This window comes from Escherichia sp. HH091_1A, assembly GCF_030295175.1.
Classification (GTDB): domain Bacteria; phylum Pseudomonadota; class Gammaproteobacteria; order Enterobacterales; family Enterobacteriaceae; genus Escherichia; species Escherichia coli_F.
On the sequence record NZ_AP025747.1, the window covers coordinates 2,409,134 to 2,423,022 of the forward strand.

General features: G+C 47.4%; 16 protein-coding genes and 1 pseudogene. 9 read left to right on the forward strand and 8 right to left on the reverse strand.

Going from position 1 to position 13,889, the window contains the following annotated elements:
* Window positions 1-104: 104 nt before the first annotated feature.
* The 9 genes and pseudogenes from hiuH to QUF14_RS12170 form a co-directional block, all read left to right on the forward strand.
* Window positions 105-518: a hydroxyisourate hydrolase gene (hiuH, locus tag QUF14_RS12130; protein WP_000920116.1), complete on the forward strand. Its 414-nt coding sequence runs from the start codon at window positions 105-107 to the stop codon at window positions 516-518.
* Between the two features lie 102 nt (window positions 519-620).
* On the forward strand, window positions 621-1,625 hold the full coding sequence (gene msrP / locus QUF14_RS12135) for a protein-methionine-sulfoxide reductase catalytic subunit MsrP (RefSeq protein WP_000740057.1): 1,005 nt from the start codon (window positions 621-623) through the stop codon (window positions 1,623-1,625).
* Window positions 1,626-2,261 carry a protein-methionine-sulfoxide reductase heme-binding subunit MsrQ gene (gene msrQ, locus QUF14_RS12140; protein ID WP_001240067.1) on the forward strand — a complete coding sequence of 212 codons (636 nt, stop codon included), beginning with the start codon at window positions 1,626-1,628 and terminating at the stop codon, window positions 2,259-2,261.
* A gap of 256 nt (window positions 2,262-2,517) precedes the next feature.
* Window positions 2,518-3,168 (forward strand): metal-binding protein ZinT, encoded by a 651-nt coding sequence (gene zinT / locus QUF14_RS12145; protein WP_001007795.1) that lies wholly within the window; start codon window positions 2,518-2,520, stop codon window positions 3,166-3,168.
* 1,524 nt (window positions 3,169-4,692) lie between these two features.
* On the forward strand, window positions 4,693-4,875 hold the full coding sequence (locus QUF14_RS12150; RefSeq protein ID WP_000134810.1) for a con-10 family general stress protein: 183 nt from the start codon (window positions 4,693-4,695) through the stop codon (window positions 4,873-4,875).
* A 78-nt stretch (window positions 4,876-4,953) separates the two neighbouring features.
* Window positions 4,954-5,454, forward strand: coding sequence for a YciE/YciF ferroxidase family protein (locus QUF14_RS12155; protein ID WP_001166090.1), 501 nt, complete (start codon window positions 4,954-4,956; stop codon window positions 5,452-5,454).
* Between the two features lie 36 nt (window positions 5,455-5,490).
* Window positions 5,491-5,997, forward strand: coding sequence for a ferritin-like domain-containing protein (locus QUF14_RS12160; protein WP_001079482.1), 507 nt, complete (start codon window positions 5,491-5,493; stop codon window positions 5,995-5,997).
* 18 nt (window positions 5,998-6,015) lie between these two features.
* A complete protein-coding gene (locus QUF14_RS12165; protein WP_065225026.1) occupies window positions 6,016-6,870 on the forward strand; it encodes a manganese catalase family protein in 855 nt (284 codons plus the stop codon).
* A gap of 124 nt (window positions 6,871-6,994) precedes the next feature.
* Window positions 6,995-7,084: pseudogene (locus QUF14_RS12170) on the forward strand (DinI-like family protein); the annotation flags it as partial.
* 69 nt (window positions 7,085-7,153) lie between these two features.
* On the opposite strand, the gene QUF14_RS12175 reads toward QUF14_RS12170, so the two are convergent.
* The 8 genes from QUF14_RS12175 to QUF14_RS12210 are packed head-to-tail and all read right to left on the reverse strand — an operon-like array spanning window position 7,154 to window position 13,883.
* Window positions 7,154-7,729 (reverse strand): DUF4376 domain-containing protein, encoded by a 576-nt coding sequence (locus QUF14_RS12175; protein WP_065225027.1) that lies wholly within the window; start codon window positions 7,727-7,729, stop codon window positions 7,154-7,156.
* A 14-nt stretch (window positions 7,730-7,743) separates the two neighbouring features.
* Window positions 7,744-10,023, reverse strand: a complete 2,280-nt coding sequence (locus QUF14_RS12180) for a prophage tail fiber N-terminal domain-containing protein (protein WP_286333519.1) — start codon at window positions 10,021-10,023, stop codon at window positions 7,744-7,746.
* 24 nt (window positions 10,024-10,047) lie between these two features.
* Window positions 10,048-11,136 (reverse strand): late control protein, encoded by a 1,089-nt coding sequence (locus QUF14_RS12185; RefSeq protein WP_286333520.1) that lies wholly within the window; start codon window positions 11,134-11,136, stop codon window positions 10,048-10,050.
* Window positions 11,127-11,345 carry a tail protein X gene (locus QUF14_RS12190; RefSeq protein ID WP_100733528.1) on the reverse strand — a complete coding sequence of 73 codons (219 nt, stop codon included), beginning with the start codon at window positions 11,343-11,345 and terminating at the stop codon, window positions 11,127-11,129. Before QUF14_RS12190 ends, QUF14_RS12185 begins: the two co-directional genes overlap by 10 nt.
* Window positions 11,320-11,808, reverse strand: coding sequence for a phage tail protein (locus QUF14_RS12195; RefSeq protein ID WP_065225030.1), 489 nt, complete (start codon window positions 11,806-11,808; stop codon window positions 11,320-11,322). The genes QUF14_RS12190 and QUF14_RS12195 overlap by 26 nt, the downstream gene beginning before the upstream one ends.
* A gap of 2 nt (window positions 11,809-11,810) precedes the next feature.
* Entirely contained in the window at window positions 11,811-13,463 is a 1,653-nt protein-coding gene (locus QUF14_RS12200; RefSeq protein WP_065225031.1) for a hypothetical protein, read from the reverse strand.
* The gene (locus tag QUF14_RS12205) at window positions 13,444-13,581 is read right to left on the reverse strand and encodes a hypothetical protein (RefSeq protein ID WP_186269268.1); all 138 of its coding nucleotides are present in this window, start codon (window positions 13,579-13,581) and stop codon (window positions 13,444-13,446) included. The genes QUF14_RS12200 and QUF14_RS12205 overlap by 20 nt, the downstream gene beginning before the upstream one ends.
* Window positions 13,581-13,883, reverse strand: coding sequence for a phage tail assembly protein (locus QUF14_RS12210; protein ID WP_065225032.1), 303 nt, complete (start codon window positions 13,881-13,883; stop codon window positions 13,581-13,583). The genes QUF14_RS12205 and QUF14_RS12210 overlap by 1 nt, the downstream gene beginning before the upstream one ends.
* Window positions 13,884-13,889: the final 6 nt, after the last annotated feature.

The following is a 13,889-nucleotide window of genomic DNA, read 5'->3' on the forward strand; positions in this document are numbered from 1 at the left end:
TAGAAACAGCCTGGTTCATTACAAAATTGTAATGCTTCTGTAAGGTTATCACAGACGTTTTTTCGCTATCCTCAAAAACTCATTCACATGACAAGGATATAAACATGTTAAAGCGTTATTTACTACTCTCGGTTGCAACGGCTGCATTTTCATTACCTTCTTTGGTTTATGCCGCACAACAAAACATTCTTAGCGTGCACATTTTGAACCAGCAAACAGGAAAACCCGCTGCCGACGTGACAGTCACTCTGGAAAAGAAAGCGGATAACGGCTGGTTACAACTTAATACCGCCAAAACAGATAAGGATGGACGAATCAAGGCACTGTGGCCCGAGCAAACTGCAACCACGGGCGATTACCGTGTTGTATTTAAAACTGGAGAATATTTTAAGAAACAAAATCTTGAAAGTTTCTTCCCTGAGATCCCTGTTGAGTTTCAAATTAATAAAGTGAACGAGCATTATCATGTACCTTTGTTACTTAGCCAATATGGGTATTCAACCTATCGTGGCAGTTAATGCGTAAATATGTAAAAGCAGATCTCTGCTACTGTTAGGGAGGAGACTCCCTGACAGATTAACAATCTCTTACTGGTTAACGACAAAACAGTGTGATGGCTTATGAAAAAGAATCAATTTTTAAAAGAATCTGATATTACTGCCGAGTCGGTATTCTTTATGCAGCGTCGGCAGGTGTTAAAAGCACTGGGCATCAGCGCAGCTGCACTTTCTTTGCCTCACGCCGCACATGCTGATCTGCTTAGCTGGTTTAAAGGGAACGATCGTCCGCCCGCCCCCGCAGGGAAACCGCTGGAGTTCAGCAAGCCTGCCGCCTGGCAAAATAACCTACCGCTGACGCCAGAAGATAAAGTTTCCGGCTATAACAACTTCTATGAATTCGGGCTGGATAAAGCCGATCCCGCCGCTAATGCTGGTAGCCTGAAAATCGATCCATGGACACTGAAAATCAGTGGCGAAGTGGCAAAACCATTAACACTCGATCACGATGATTTAACTCGTCGCTTCCCGCTGGAAGAGCGTATATATCGTATGCGCTGCGTGGAAGCGTGGTCGATGGTGGTGCCGTGGATTGGTTTTCCGTTGCATAAATTGCTGGCGCTTGTAGAACCCACAAGCAATGCGAAGTATGTCGCTTTCGAAACGATTTATGCGCCGGAACAGATGCCAGGCCAGCAGGATCGCTTTATTGGCGGCGGGCTTAAATATCCTTATGTCGAGGGATTACGTCTTGACGAAGCAATGCATCCGCTCACACTGATGACCGTAGGTGTTTATGGCAAGGCGTTACCGCCACAAAATGGCGCGCCGGTGCGACTGATTGTGCCGTGGAAATATGGCTTTAAAGGGATTAAATCGATCGTCAGTATTAAGCTGACCCGCGAGCGTCCGCCAACCACCTGGAATCTGGCAGCGCCTGACGAATACGGTTTTTACGCCAACGTTAATCCGCATGTTGATCACCCGCGCTGGTCACAGGCTACCGAACGATTTATTGGTTCAGGCGGCATCCTCGATGTACAGCGCCAGCCAACGCTACTGTTTAATGGTTACGCCGACCAGGTGGCATCGCTGTATCGTGGACTGGATTTGCGGGAGAATTTCTAAATGCGTCTGACAGCAAAACAGGTGACATGGCTAAAACTTTGCCTGCATCTTGCCGGATTGTTGCCGTTGCTCTGGCTTGCCTGGGCGATCAATCACGGTGGACTAGGAGCCGATCCGGTGAAAGATATTCAGCATTTTACCGGACGCACTGCACTGAAATTTTTGCTGGCGACCTTGTTAATTACACCTCTGGCACGTTACGCAAAACAGCCGTTATTGATGCGGACTCGACGCCTGTTAGGCTTATGGTGCTTTGCCTGGGCGACACTGCATTTAACCAGTTACGCATTACTGGAGCTGGGCGTGAATAATCTGGCGTTATTAGGCAAGGAGTTAATCACCCGACCTTATTTAACGTTAGGTATTATTAGTTGGGTAATTTTGCTTGCTTTAGCGTTCACTTCAACCCAGGCGATGCAGCGAAAACTCGGCAAACACTGGCAACAGTTGCATAACTTCGTCTATCTTGTCGCGATCCTGGCTCCAATACATTATCTGTGGTCAGTGAAGATTATTTCACCGCAGCCACTCATCTACGCTGGGCTGGCTGTACTGCTTTTAGCCTTACGGTATAAAAAGCTACTTTCCCTTTTCAACCGATTACGCAAGCAGGTTCACAACAAATCATCTCTATAACTTCATATTGCCGACAAAGTACGCGTTATCCCTGCCGGATGCGGTGTGAGCGCCTTATCCGGCCCACACAGATCGCATCAAGTTATGTTTCGTTTGTCATCAACCTCAAATCATCGACATAATTTATTTCATTTCAATAAGATAGGTAAATACACCTGAGAAAACTATGCTCTTGTTTCCTAAGAGTTATTGCATTTCGTCATATGTTACAATATAACATAACACGTCATGTACAATAACTCTGGAGGAAACTGTTTTGGCGATTCGTCTTAATAAACTGGCTATTGCTTTAGGTGTCTTTATTGTTAGCGCTCCTGCCTTTTCGCATGGTCATCACTCACACGGCAAACCCTTAACAGAGGTCGAACAAAAAGCGGCTAACGGTGTTTTTGATGATGCCAATGTACAAAACCGAACGCTCAGTGACTGGGATGGAGTCTGGCAATCCGTTTATCCCTTACTGCAAAATGGCAAGCTTGACCCCGTCTTTCGAAAGAAAGCGAATGCAGATAAAACCAAAACATTCGCAGAAGTTAAAGATTATTATCAGAAAGGCTACGCGACAGATATCGAAATGATTGGTATTGAGGACGGCATTATTGAATTCCATAGAAATAACGAAACTACATCCTGTAAATATGATTACGATGGCTACAAAATACTCACCTATAAATCAGGCAAGAAAGGCGTTCGTTACTTATTCGAATGTAAAGATCCTGAAAGCAAAGCCCCTAAATATATACAATTTAGCGATCATATAATTGCACCACGAAAATCATCTCATTTTCACATTTTTATGGGTAATGATTCACAGCAATCTTTATTGAATGAAATGGAAAACTGGCCAACGTATTATCCCTATCAGTTGAGTAGCGAAGAAGTGGTCGAGGAGATGATGTCTCATTGATTTTTTGCGCTGACTTCAGTTATTTAACAGAACAGTGCCTGGTAGTAACGACAATAATTTACCAAGACAAATAAATAAGACAAACTCAGACACGCTCATGCTTGAGACGTGTCTTTTTTATTATGTCTGTAGAAAAAAACTGAGAAAACGGCGAACAATAAATACACAACTCACCAATACAGACTGGCAGCGCCAATGTCTTCAGGAGCAAGTCATCTGTCATGGTAAAGCTAACCAGAAATATAGGTTAATTTTGGTATTTAAACCTTTTTTACTTGTTAGTATGATACAAAGGCTTTCAAAAAAGCTGGGAAATTCAACAACTCTTGGAAATTATGGACTTTGTCCCGCGGCTTTAATCTGACGGCCGCGTTCCTTTTTTGGCTCAATTATTGCCCCCTTCTCTACGCAACTTCAGTTCCCACCACCAACTTTGCTGCAGCTTCGTAGGATCAATGTCTAAAAGAATAATGGTGACCGATAAGAAAACGACTGAATAACTGCAGATTTACGCTCGAAACCCTCATGTCAGATCAATAGCTAATCAAGTGCTGAATGTCACAGTATCGAACAGAAAACAGTGACGATCTAAACCTTCAAGAATATTCTACGATTGTTCTGTTAAGAAAAAGCAAGGCGGGAAGTTAGGAGATAAGTCATTGATAAAGTGGCGGAGAGAGGGGGATTTGAACCCCCGGTAGAGTTGCCCCTACTCCGGTTTTCGAGACCGATGATACAGAGTCGAAAAATCAAAGAGTTAAAAATTTTTCTTGGAATAAATGTCTTAAAATCGTACACGAAAAATCAATGAATTACATAACATTAAAGAAGAATATTCCAAGCCTTCTTGAGTCCACCACCTGTTTTCAGGTGTCGTTCAGACGTGATTTGCCCCAGATTGGGAAAGCACGCTTTTTTCTCAGCTTATTCCGTTTTGCCTGTGTGTTGAATAATTCCACTGCAGTTATATAAAATCTGTAACGGCTGGAAATCATTCAATACTCGCACTATCGAAAGTTTACCAGCCAACCGCAGCACGTCCTTGCACACGACGTGCTGCGCATTAATTTTTACGCTCAAATCTTATGGTTAAGTACAATCATGATTCTTTGGACTATATAAATTTTTTGTAATTAGTCCTTTAAACGAAATTTTAAATCAATTATTTATTCAAGGGATTGACTCTATTAGGAAGTATCTCAAAAATATGAATAACCACCATCTTACGATTGAATAATTTTACAGAGTATTCTTATTGAGAAAAACAACACCAGGCACATCAAATAATATAGAAATGTAAATTTGGGTATATTAATCTTTTGAGTTGCAACCTAAACTTTCCGTTAAACACTCAGATATCAATAAATTATACTCACTGAGCACACATTTTTTACAATTGTTATTTGTCACATCAAAATGCGCATACCAATCTCTTATTTGACACTTTCTTATTTGTTACTAGAGTTAATTGGGTGCTGACAAGGCACATGTTATTTACAATTTGAAAATCAGAGGAGAAATGATATGACCGAACATCGAGGCGGTGCAGGTAATTTCGCTGAAGATCGACAAAAAGCTTCTGACGCTGGTCGTAAAGGCGGCCAACATAGTGGCGGTAATTTTAAAAACGATCCACAAAGAGCATCAGAAGCAGGGAAAAAAGGTGGTCAGAATAGCCATGGTGGCGGCCGTAAATCTGACTCTTAATTTATCACCCCCTACATTCGTGAATAACTGAAGCTAACTGCGAGCCTACGGGCTCGCAGTGAAAACTCTGGAGTGATTATGCAAATTAAATCTGTTGAAGATATCTTCATCCACTTATTATCGGATACATACAGCGCTGAGAAACAACTAACAAAGGCACTGTCTAAACTTAGTCGCTCTGCATATAGTGATAAATTAACCGCTGCTTTTCAGTCACATCTTGATGAGACACATGGTCAAATTGAACGCATCGATCAGGTTGTTGATTCTGAAGATGGTCTTAAATTGAAAAGAATTAAGTGTGCCGCAATGGAAGGACTTATCGAAGAGGCGAATGAGGTAATTGAAAGCACTGATAAAAATGAAGTACGTGATGCTGCATTGATTGCTGCAGCACAAAAAGTAGAGCACTATGAAATTGCCAGTTATGGCACTTTGGTAACACTTGCTGAGCAATTAGGATATAAAAAAGCGGCTAAACTCCTGAAAGAAACACTGGAAGAGGAAAAAGCTACTGATGTCAAATTAACAGACCTGGCATTTAATAACGTTAATAAAAAAGCTCAGGATAACTCCTGAACTATAGACTTCAATTTCTTTTAGGATAAACAGATTATGAATAGAATTGAACATTACCATGACTGGCTTCGTGATGCACATGCGATGGAGAAACAAGCTGAAAAAATGCTTGAGTCTATGGCCAGCCGGATAGAAAACTATCCTGAGTTACGTTCCAGAATTGAGCAGCACATTAGCGAAACAAAGAACCAGCTTTCACAGCTTGAAAGCATACTTGATCGTAATAATATTTCGCGCTCTGTCATTAAAGACTCTATGAGTAAAATGGCCGCGTTTGGACAATCCATTGGTGGAATTTTTCCATCTGATGAAATTGTCAAAGGTTCGATCAGTGGCTATGTGTTCGAACAATTTGAAATTGCGTGTTACACCTCTCTTCTCGCAGCAGCCAAAAATGCGGGTGATACAGCTTCAGTACCCATTATTGAAGCAATTCTTAATGAAGAAAAACAAATGGCTGAATGGCTTCTTAACCATATTCCTGACACCACTGAGCAATTCATGGTCAGATCTGAAATTGATGGAGTTGAAGCCAAAAAATAATTCTTTTGAGGAGGCATTATGTTTAGACACGTGAAAAAACTTCAATATACAGTACGTGTGAGTGAGCCAAACCCAGGCTTGGCTAATCTACTCTTAGAACAATTCGGTGGGCCACAGGGTGAGCTTGCAGCAGCATGCCGATACTTCACTCAAGGCTTAAGTGATGAAGATGCAGGCCGAAGGGATATGCTGATGGACATAGCAACAGAAGAACTAAGTCATCTCGAAATTATTGGTTCTCTTGTTGGTATGCTCAACAAAGGTGCAAAAGGAGCACTTGCTGAAGGAACTGAGAATGAAGCTGAGCTTTACCGTTCCTTAACTCAAAATGGCAATGATAGCCATATAACTTCTCTCCTCTACGGAGGAGGCCCAGCATTAACTAATTCAGCTGGAGTACCCTGGACTGCAGCTTATGTTGATACTATTGGCGAAGTCACGGCCGATCTTCGTTCAAATATTGCAGCTGAAGCTCGGGCAAAGATCATTTACGAACGTCTCATTAATGTTACTGATGATCCTGGAGTAAAAGACACTCTGGCATTTTTAATGACCAGGGAAGCAGCACACATGCTTTCATTTGAAAAAGCATTACATTCAATTCGTAACACCTTTCCACCAGGAAAATTACCACCACTTGAGAAATACAAAAACGTATATTACAACATGTCAGAAGGTGAAGACGTCAGAGGTAGTTGGAACAGTGATGAAAACTTTGACTATGTTTCCGATCCAGTTCCAGCGGTTGACGGTGGGGATGGGAAGGCCTCGATAAATCTTTCGGCCAAGCAAGAAGCTATGATAAAAGCTATGGCAACAAGGTTGAAATCCCATGAAGACATCAATCCTGTCACTGGCGCTGAGATATCCTAAGCTCTAGCCTCTGAAAATACATTTATATTTCGAAGCCCGCGATATTTTAAGCGGGCTTTTATTTTAATTCATAGATATTTTTTACCATCCTGTGGATTTTTAGGCGTTTTCTAAGTTTTTTCAGATAGTTGTATTTTTTCCAAAAACTCCTGAACTCGATTTTGCTGTTTGTCTTAGGCCTTTTTATGTCCCATATATGCCCCAAGGTGCCCCATGTAAATCCAATTCAACTCAAAGCGTCCCTGTTCAATATTTTTACAAGGGGCTGGCATATCAGTGTTTTTTATTGCGTAACGTCAAACGCTCGGATTGAGCGTAAATCATCAAGATTATTCAGTTCCTCTTTCATCTCCCGCTGACGTTCGTGGATTTTAAAACCCTCCGTCACCATGGCCACCATCATGGCATCGTTCAGCGCAATAAGTTTCTCCCTGGTCAGTACGACGTTGTTATTATCCGCATCAGTCCAGAAAAAACCATCCGGAAGCAGTCCGGCCTGTGCTGCTGCAACCACGGGGGCAAGGCGTGACTGCGAGGTTTTTCCGCCATCAAAACGACGGCCATCAAACGTGAAAATAAACTCAATGTTTTCCTGACTGTCGCGCCATGCCTCAATTTCCCGCCTTTTGGCATCCTTTGCCGCTGCAATAAGTTCCGGCGTGACAGTGAACGGGGCGATTTCGCCCCATTTCCCGCTTTGCAGCTCCTGCCAGACATGCTGGCCTGTCGGGGCCATATCATCCTGTATGGCAGTATACAGGGCGAACTCCGTTTCACCTTCAAATAACACCTCGCAGTCAACCGCACCATTTTCAAGATAATGTGCGTTTCTGATGCCTTTCACCGCTCTGATTTTCATGCCTGATTTCCTCATTACTCAATGCGTACAAAAAGACCGATAAAGCCACGCTGAGTACCATAATTGTTACCCAGGCCCGAAAGCGCCGTGTAACGACCGGGGAAGTTGTATTCACCGGCACCGCCAATCACAACCTGCGGTGAGGATGCGTATGTCCCTGTATCACTAACCTGTGCACTCATGGCCAGAGGACCAAGACGGGAACCCGGCACAGTATCACCGAGTCCCAGAGAAGCATTTTCACCAAAACTTTCTCCCTGATATACCGCCATAATCGGCACACCGACGGCCGGGTATTGGTAATATGAGAACGGACCATTACCGGCGGTTGAGGACATCAGATATGCCAGGGAGTTGCCGTCATACACAATAAGGCTTGATGTTGCATTCCAGCTGTTACCACTGTAGCGATAACGCATACAATGTATGCTGTGCTCATCCTCGTAATACTGGTTGTAGTACAGCAGCATTTTGAATTTACGCGCTGAGTCTGAACCATCGTTATCAGAGGGTGACCACATCACATCAATGATACCGTTAAATTTCGTGGTGCCCACCAGCAGCGTGGAGGAGTCCGCAATACTGACCGCATAACGCCCCGGGGTGACTGTCTGCAGCCATATAACGAAATCAGCCTGTCCGTTAAATGACAGAGCTTCGGCGCTGGTGAATGCCTGTCCAAACCCATACATCCCGGACAGGGCCAGCCTGCCCGGTGTGCGGTCACGGATATCACTCTGGGGTTCCATCGTCGCAGCCGCGCTCAGCTCAAGCTCCGTGCGCATGGCTTCAGCCGTGTCATGCGCCAGCAATGCGCGGCCCTTCTCTGACAGCAGAGACAGTGAGGCATTCCCGTCTGTATTGAAGTACAGAAGATTATCTGCCCGTTGCGTCAGTGCGCTGATTGCCGTTAAGACGTCATTAAGCGGTTGTTTGCCTGCCAGCGCGTTTGTGATTGTCGTCGCAAAGTTCGGGTCATTGCCCAGCGCCGCTGCCAGCTCGTTCAGGGTGTCCAGAACTTCCGGCGATGAGCCAACCAGCGCAGCAAGCAGTTTGCGCACAAACGCTGCGTTCGCTGCTTCCAGACCGGCGGCATCATCCGGTGGGGTTGGGGTGGTTGGGGTGCCGGTGAAGGCCGGGCTGTCCAGTGGCGCTTTTGTTTTCGTTTCGTCCATGACGGCTTTGACAGCCTTTGGCGTGGCAGCCAGTTCATCGCTGTCGTTGTCCGTATCACTACACAGTTGCACCAGACCTTTTTCTGTCGTGCTGGCATTTGTTGCATTCAGGTCATCAACTATCTGCTGCGCCTCATCCCTGTACTGTTTCGCTTCCTGCGCATTGTCTGCACCTGCATCCTGGCTGTCTTTAGCCTGTCGGGCGTATTCGGCAGCGTTATTTTCATGCCCGAGTGCAGCATTTGCTGCATTTTCCGCGCTGGTTGCAGCTGATGATGCGGCATTATGATAAAGGCGGGCACGTTCGGCGGCATCGACTGATTCATCCCGCGATGTGCCTGATGACTGTGCGCTGTTTTCTGCCTCACCCGCAAAACGTTCCGCATCATCACGGGCGGTGACCGTTGCCTCCACATCCTGCGCGGTCTGCTGTGCGCTTTGTGCTGCATTATCAGCGTGATTTTCCGCATTCTGTTCGCTTTGTGCGGCAGCTTCGGCACTGGCTTTTGCCTCGCCGGTCAGCGTTGCAGCATCAGCAAGTTTATCGACCGCTTTCCGGACTATCGTGTCGGCATCCTTGACAGCCTGCTCTGCGCGGGCCGCATCCTGTGTGGCAGATGATGCCAGCAGCGCCACCTGATTTTTGTCTTCGGCAACGGCTTCTGCATTCTGCTGTACGTTATCCGCCAGCGTCTCGCAGTCTTCCTTTATCTTCTGCGCATCAGCGACATGTTGCCCGGCCTGTCGCTCGCTTTCCGCTGCTGCTTCCGCGCTCTGCTGCGCCTGCGCCACCATTTCCTCAAAGCGTTTCACTACATCCGGTTTTAAATCGCCTTCATCGAGGGCGGTCAGAAAGTCGTTCAGTGTGCCGGGCTTTGAGTCGTCGTAAACCGAAATATCACCGACGCAATATTCTCTTTCAATACACGAACGAAGATAAACATCATATCTTCCGGTCTGGGCTTCAAATGCATATTCTCCTGCCGGCCCTGTCACCACTGTTGCCACCGTTCTCATGACCACTGCGGATGTATTTTGCCAGGCTTTCAGAATAATATGGTATCCGGACAAGGGGAGCCCCGCACCATCCGTCAGCACACCCGAAATTAATACAGACATTTTTAATTTCCTGATTTAAAAAAATTAACCAAAATAATTGACACCTTTTTTATCCGCGTTCTTCTTCCCTGATGCCTGTCCTTTCGCGGAAATATCCGTGGTCAGCGACAGATTCAGCGAAAATCCCTGCCCCGGTGCCAGTGAAAACTCCACCGATTCAGCCTGCCAGTAATGGTCCTCACGCACACCAAATCCCTGCGTGATAAAACGCACCTCCGCCCCCGCTTTCAGCAGTTCCGGTCTGCAGGGCAACGTTATCGTCATCTGGCGTCCGGCTTTCTGCACACGTTTAACCTTCGACTCTGCACAGTGTTTTGCGGTGCCCTGGTCAGGCTGGGTAAAGGGATGCCGCTTATCTGTTGACTCCACGTCAACTTTAACTTCACGTGTGCGTCCGTCACGGGCATCAAAATACCGGACACCCACTTTCCCATCTTTCCCGCCACCCGCAGCGCCCTGTCGCTCACCTTCACGATAATCCCAGTCTGATACCATACCCGGCGTAATGGTTATCTCAGGGGCATTTCTGCCCCCTGCACTCTGTGATGCCCCGTATTCCAGAAACAACCAGTAGCCACTGGTCGGTTTACTGGTGGCACCGTACATACCTGCAATGCGGGACAGGAGGGCTGCATCAGATTCTGATGACTGCATCACCCACGGGATATGAATACCAGCCAGCGCCGGTGATACCTGCGCCACCAGATTATTTTCAGTGGCGATGGTTTTTACCAGGTCTCCCAGCGAGATATCACTGAAAGCGCGGGTTTTCAGTGCGGTCACGTCCGCGCCATGTTTTGACGCATTCATGGGGGCTGCGGTGGCATAAATAGTGATCCGGCGGGGAGGGCCACCACTTGCCACCTGACAGACGGTAAAGCTGCCTTTATTTACCAGATTTCCGTTGAACCCCAGTCCCAGCGTTAGCACCGCGCCTTTCGGGGGCAACGCCAGCGTCTCACTGAACAGCGTTATCATCAGTTCATCGGACCGCTTTGTGCCAGCACCATTATCGGTATATCGCAGCTCAGCCAGACCTCGTTTTATTTCCTTCGTGATATCCTGACCTTCCGCTGTCAGACTGAAATCCGGCTGATACTCATTCACTCCCATAACTGAAACGTCTCCTTCACTTCCGGTTCATATACCCAGTCCGGCAACACGATTTCCACTCCCGCCGGATAGACCGGACCAAGGTCAGCCAGCCCCAGATTAGCCTCCAGTACCGCCGCCAGTGACTGGTTAAGCCCGGCACTGCCATAGTGCCTCTGACAGATGTCATCCAGCATATCGCCGTCAGTGGTCCGCCAGTTTTTCGCCATAGTATTTCAGCTCCAGAGTGAACGTTTTATTCTTTGGCGCACCGCCGGGAAGAAAGGAGGTGGTGTTATCTGAATAGGCGGTTGCCACGAAATACCCCATCACATCACCTGTGCACGAGACCAGAAGATGCGGGGCCGGATTGTCATCCACCATCTGAACCAGTGTATCAAGGGCATCCATTCCCACACCGTCACGAAATCCCGCATGCACCATACCTTCAAGGGTTATCGTTCTGGCCCCCTTGCCGGTATACTGCAGCAGGTCGTTTTTTCCGATAAGCTGTTGTTCATCCCATCGCCATTCCATCGTGCGCTTCATGGCGTTATACGCTGCCGTATCGATACTGAATTCAAACTCACCAAACGACAGCATGACGCGGGAAGCCACCTCCGTTAATGAGCCCACTGCGTCCCATGCTTCGCGCTCAAGCCGGTTTACGCCCCAGCCCAGTAAATCCACCATCTTCACCCCCAGGATTCATAACCATCAGTCATACGGGAACGCTGGCCAAAATTAATATCCCCCAGATTTTTCATCACCCTGTCTGCAAGTTGTCCGGCATCCTCGCCAGGTTTCTGGGTAATGTTGAATTCCGCCCGTATCTGATACGTGGGTTTTACTTCCACCTGGCTGATACTGCCGGGTGTATACTGGAGAGCTGAAAGGCGATCAGGATTTTCCTGTCCCTGACCAGCCGCAGGAAGTCCGTCAATGTAGGTGCGGGATTTCTCTTTTATCGCCTTAAAATCAGGTTCTTCCTTCGGTCCCAGCAAAGGATCGAGAAATGCATCAAACTTTTTATCGTCATGGTTCCAGGGGAGATAACCGCGAGTGTCTTTATAAGCCTGTACAACCTGTTTCGTCAGGTCCGGATTTTGCCTGAGCAGTTCATCAAACCATTCACCCTGACCGTTTTTCTGCGCCACCGCTCTCGCCAGCTCAGGCGACCCCATTTTTGCCAGATATTCCAGCACCTCTCGCCGGTCCTCTCGCGAATCATCCGCCAGCCCCCACTCAATGGCTTTCTGCGTTATTCCTGCAAGAACTTTTCCGAATTTCCACATCCACTCGGACAAGTCGATCAACGCCGGCAGGGCATCATCAAGGATAAATGCCTGAATCTTCTCAAGGCCCCCCTCCTTAAACCAGGCCGCAAGATCATCCGTCACCTGTTGGATACGTGGGGCAAGTTCATTACCCAGCTGTCCGCTGATTTCATCAATGGAAGAACTCAGAACATTACGGAGATTTGACAGTGCCACATGTCCCTGAACTGCACCATCAGCCCCGGCCTTTGTCACCAGGTTATAGCGTTTCTGCTCACTGATAAGCTCCCGGTAAGTTTTCCCTGACAGACGCATCCAGGTCAGAATTTTATTGGCCTCACCACCGAACAACGCATCTGCCATCCCGGCTGCCACCTGTTCATTCTCTACCTGCAGTAAGCGATCAAATAAAAATTCGACCTGCTCCTGGTTACTTTTCCCTGCCATCACCCCGGCTTTCAGTCCCAGTTTTCCAAAGACCTCCTGAATGGCCCCTTTATCCGTGGCACCATTATCATCGTCAAAAACCTTGTTCCGGTACTCCTCAAACAGATCACCGATGTTTTCACCGTTCAGCCCCATCAGTCGGGCCAGAGAATCCCATGACGCATAGGTTTCATAATCCACCCCATAACTGCGGGCTATCCCTGCCCGCTCTGCCGTTTCACTGTTCCGGCTAAGTGCTGCACCTGCAGCGCCTGCCAGTGTCAGTCCTGCCCCGACTGAAAGCCCGCCCCCCACTTTCAGGGCTGTCGTTCCACGCCCTTTCCAGCGAGCCAGACGTTCCGCACGCGCCAGTTCGCGGTTAAATCTGTCCTGCTCAGCGGTGGCATTATGGATTTTTTTACCCAGCTTTTCATACTGCTTTCGCAGTTCAGTAATATCCTGTCCAGCCAGTACGCCAGCCTGGATTTTTCGTTTCAGTACGTCCTGCTGGCGTGTCAGACGAGCCACTTCACGCGTGGCTCCGGAAAGGCCCTTTTTCAGTCCATTAACAGAATTTTTCCACGACGGATCTATCGTGCCGCCGATCCGGATATTCGCTTTAAGGTTATCGCCAACCGTTGCCATAACGTTGCTTCCTCTCCTCCGACTCTGCCAGCATCATTGTCACAAAATCCTCATACGGCAGCGCCATCACATCCACGGGAGACCACCCTAACCAGGCACCGGCGCGCCGTATCGCCATCAGGATGTTTTCTTCTTCCGCCGGACCGGCGGCAGCAAAAAAACATTAAACTGCCGCTCCAGAGCCAGGTAATCGCACGCTTCCATATTCATCATGTCTGCCGCGTCCATCCCACACAGACCGGCAATCATATCCAGATCGGCCTCTGCTTCCGGCTTAGTGCTCCGGCGATGCAACAGACGATCGCGAACGGTAGGCGCACGCATGGTGATGTGTGTGATCGTCTGTCCTGATGCGGTGACATACGGCACGGATAACACAATTTCCACGCTGCTGGCAGGAACACTGTTTTTTTCCGACATAAGCAT

Bases quoted from the DNA above. Each gene is read 5' to 3' on its own strand.
- hiuH (WP_000920116.1), top strand. From the start codon at position 105: ATGTTAAAGCGTTATTTACTACTCTCGGTTGCAACGGCTGCATTTTCA.
- msrP (WP_000740057.1), top strand. From the start codon at position 621: ATGAAAAAGAATCAATTTTTAAAAGAATCTGATATTACTGCCGAGTCG.
- msrQ (WP_001240067.1), top strand. From the start codon at position 1,626: ATGCGTCTGACAGCAAAACAGGTGACATGGCTAAAACTTTGCCTGCAT.
- QUF14_RS12150 (WP_000134810.1), top strand. From the start codon at position 4,693: ATGACCGAACATCGAGGCGGTGCAGGTAATTTCGCTGAAGATCGACAA.
- QUF14_RS12155 (WP_001166090.1), top strand. From the start codon at position 4,954: ATGCAAATTAAATCTGTTGAAGATATCTTCATCCACTTATTATCGGAT.
- QUF14_RS12160 (WP_001079482.1), top strand. From the start codon at position 5,491: ATGAATAGAATTGAACATTACCATGACTGGCTTCGTGATGCACATGCG.
- QUF14_RS12165 (WP_065225026.1), top strand. From the start codon at position 6,016: ATGTTTAGACACGTGAAAAAACTTCAATATACAGTACGTGTGAGTGAG.
- QUF14_RS12175 (WP_065225027.1), bottom strand. From the start codon at position 7,729: ATGAAAATCAGAGCGGTGAAAGGCATCAGAAACGCACATTATCTTGAA.
- QUF14_RS12180 (WP_286333519.1), bottom strand. From the start codon at position 10,023: ATGTCTGTATTAATTTCGGGTGTGCTGACGGATGGTGCGGGGCTCCCC.
- QUF14_RS12185 (WP_286333520.1), bottom strand. From the start codon at position 11,136: ATGGGAGTGAATGAGTATCAGCCGGATTTCAGTCTGACAGCGGAAGGT.
- QUF14_RS12190 (WP_100733528.1), bottom strand. From the start codon at position 11,345: ATGGCGAAAAACTGGCGGACCACTGACGGCGATATGCTGGATGACATC.
- QUF14_RS12195 (WP_065225030.1), bottom strand. From the start codon at position 11,808: ATGGTGGATTTACTGGGCTGGGGCGTAAACCGGCTTGAGCGCGAAGCA.
- QUF14_RS12200 (WP_065225031.1), bottom strand. From the start codon at position 13,463: ATGGCAACGGTTGGCGATAACCTTAAAGCGAATATCCGGATCGGCGGC.
- QUF14_RS12205 (WP_186269268.1), bottom strand. From the start codon at position 13,581: ATGGCGATACGGCGCGCCGGTGCCTGGTTAGGGTGGTCTCCCGTGGAT.
- QUF14_RS12210 (WP_065225032.1), bottom strand. From the start codon at position 13,883: ATGTCGGAAAAAAACAGTGTTCCTGCCAGCAGCGTGGAAATTGTGTTA.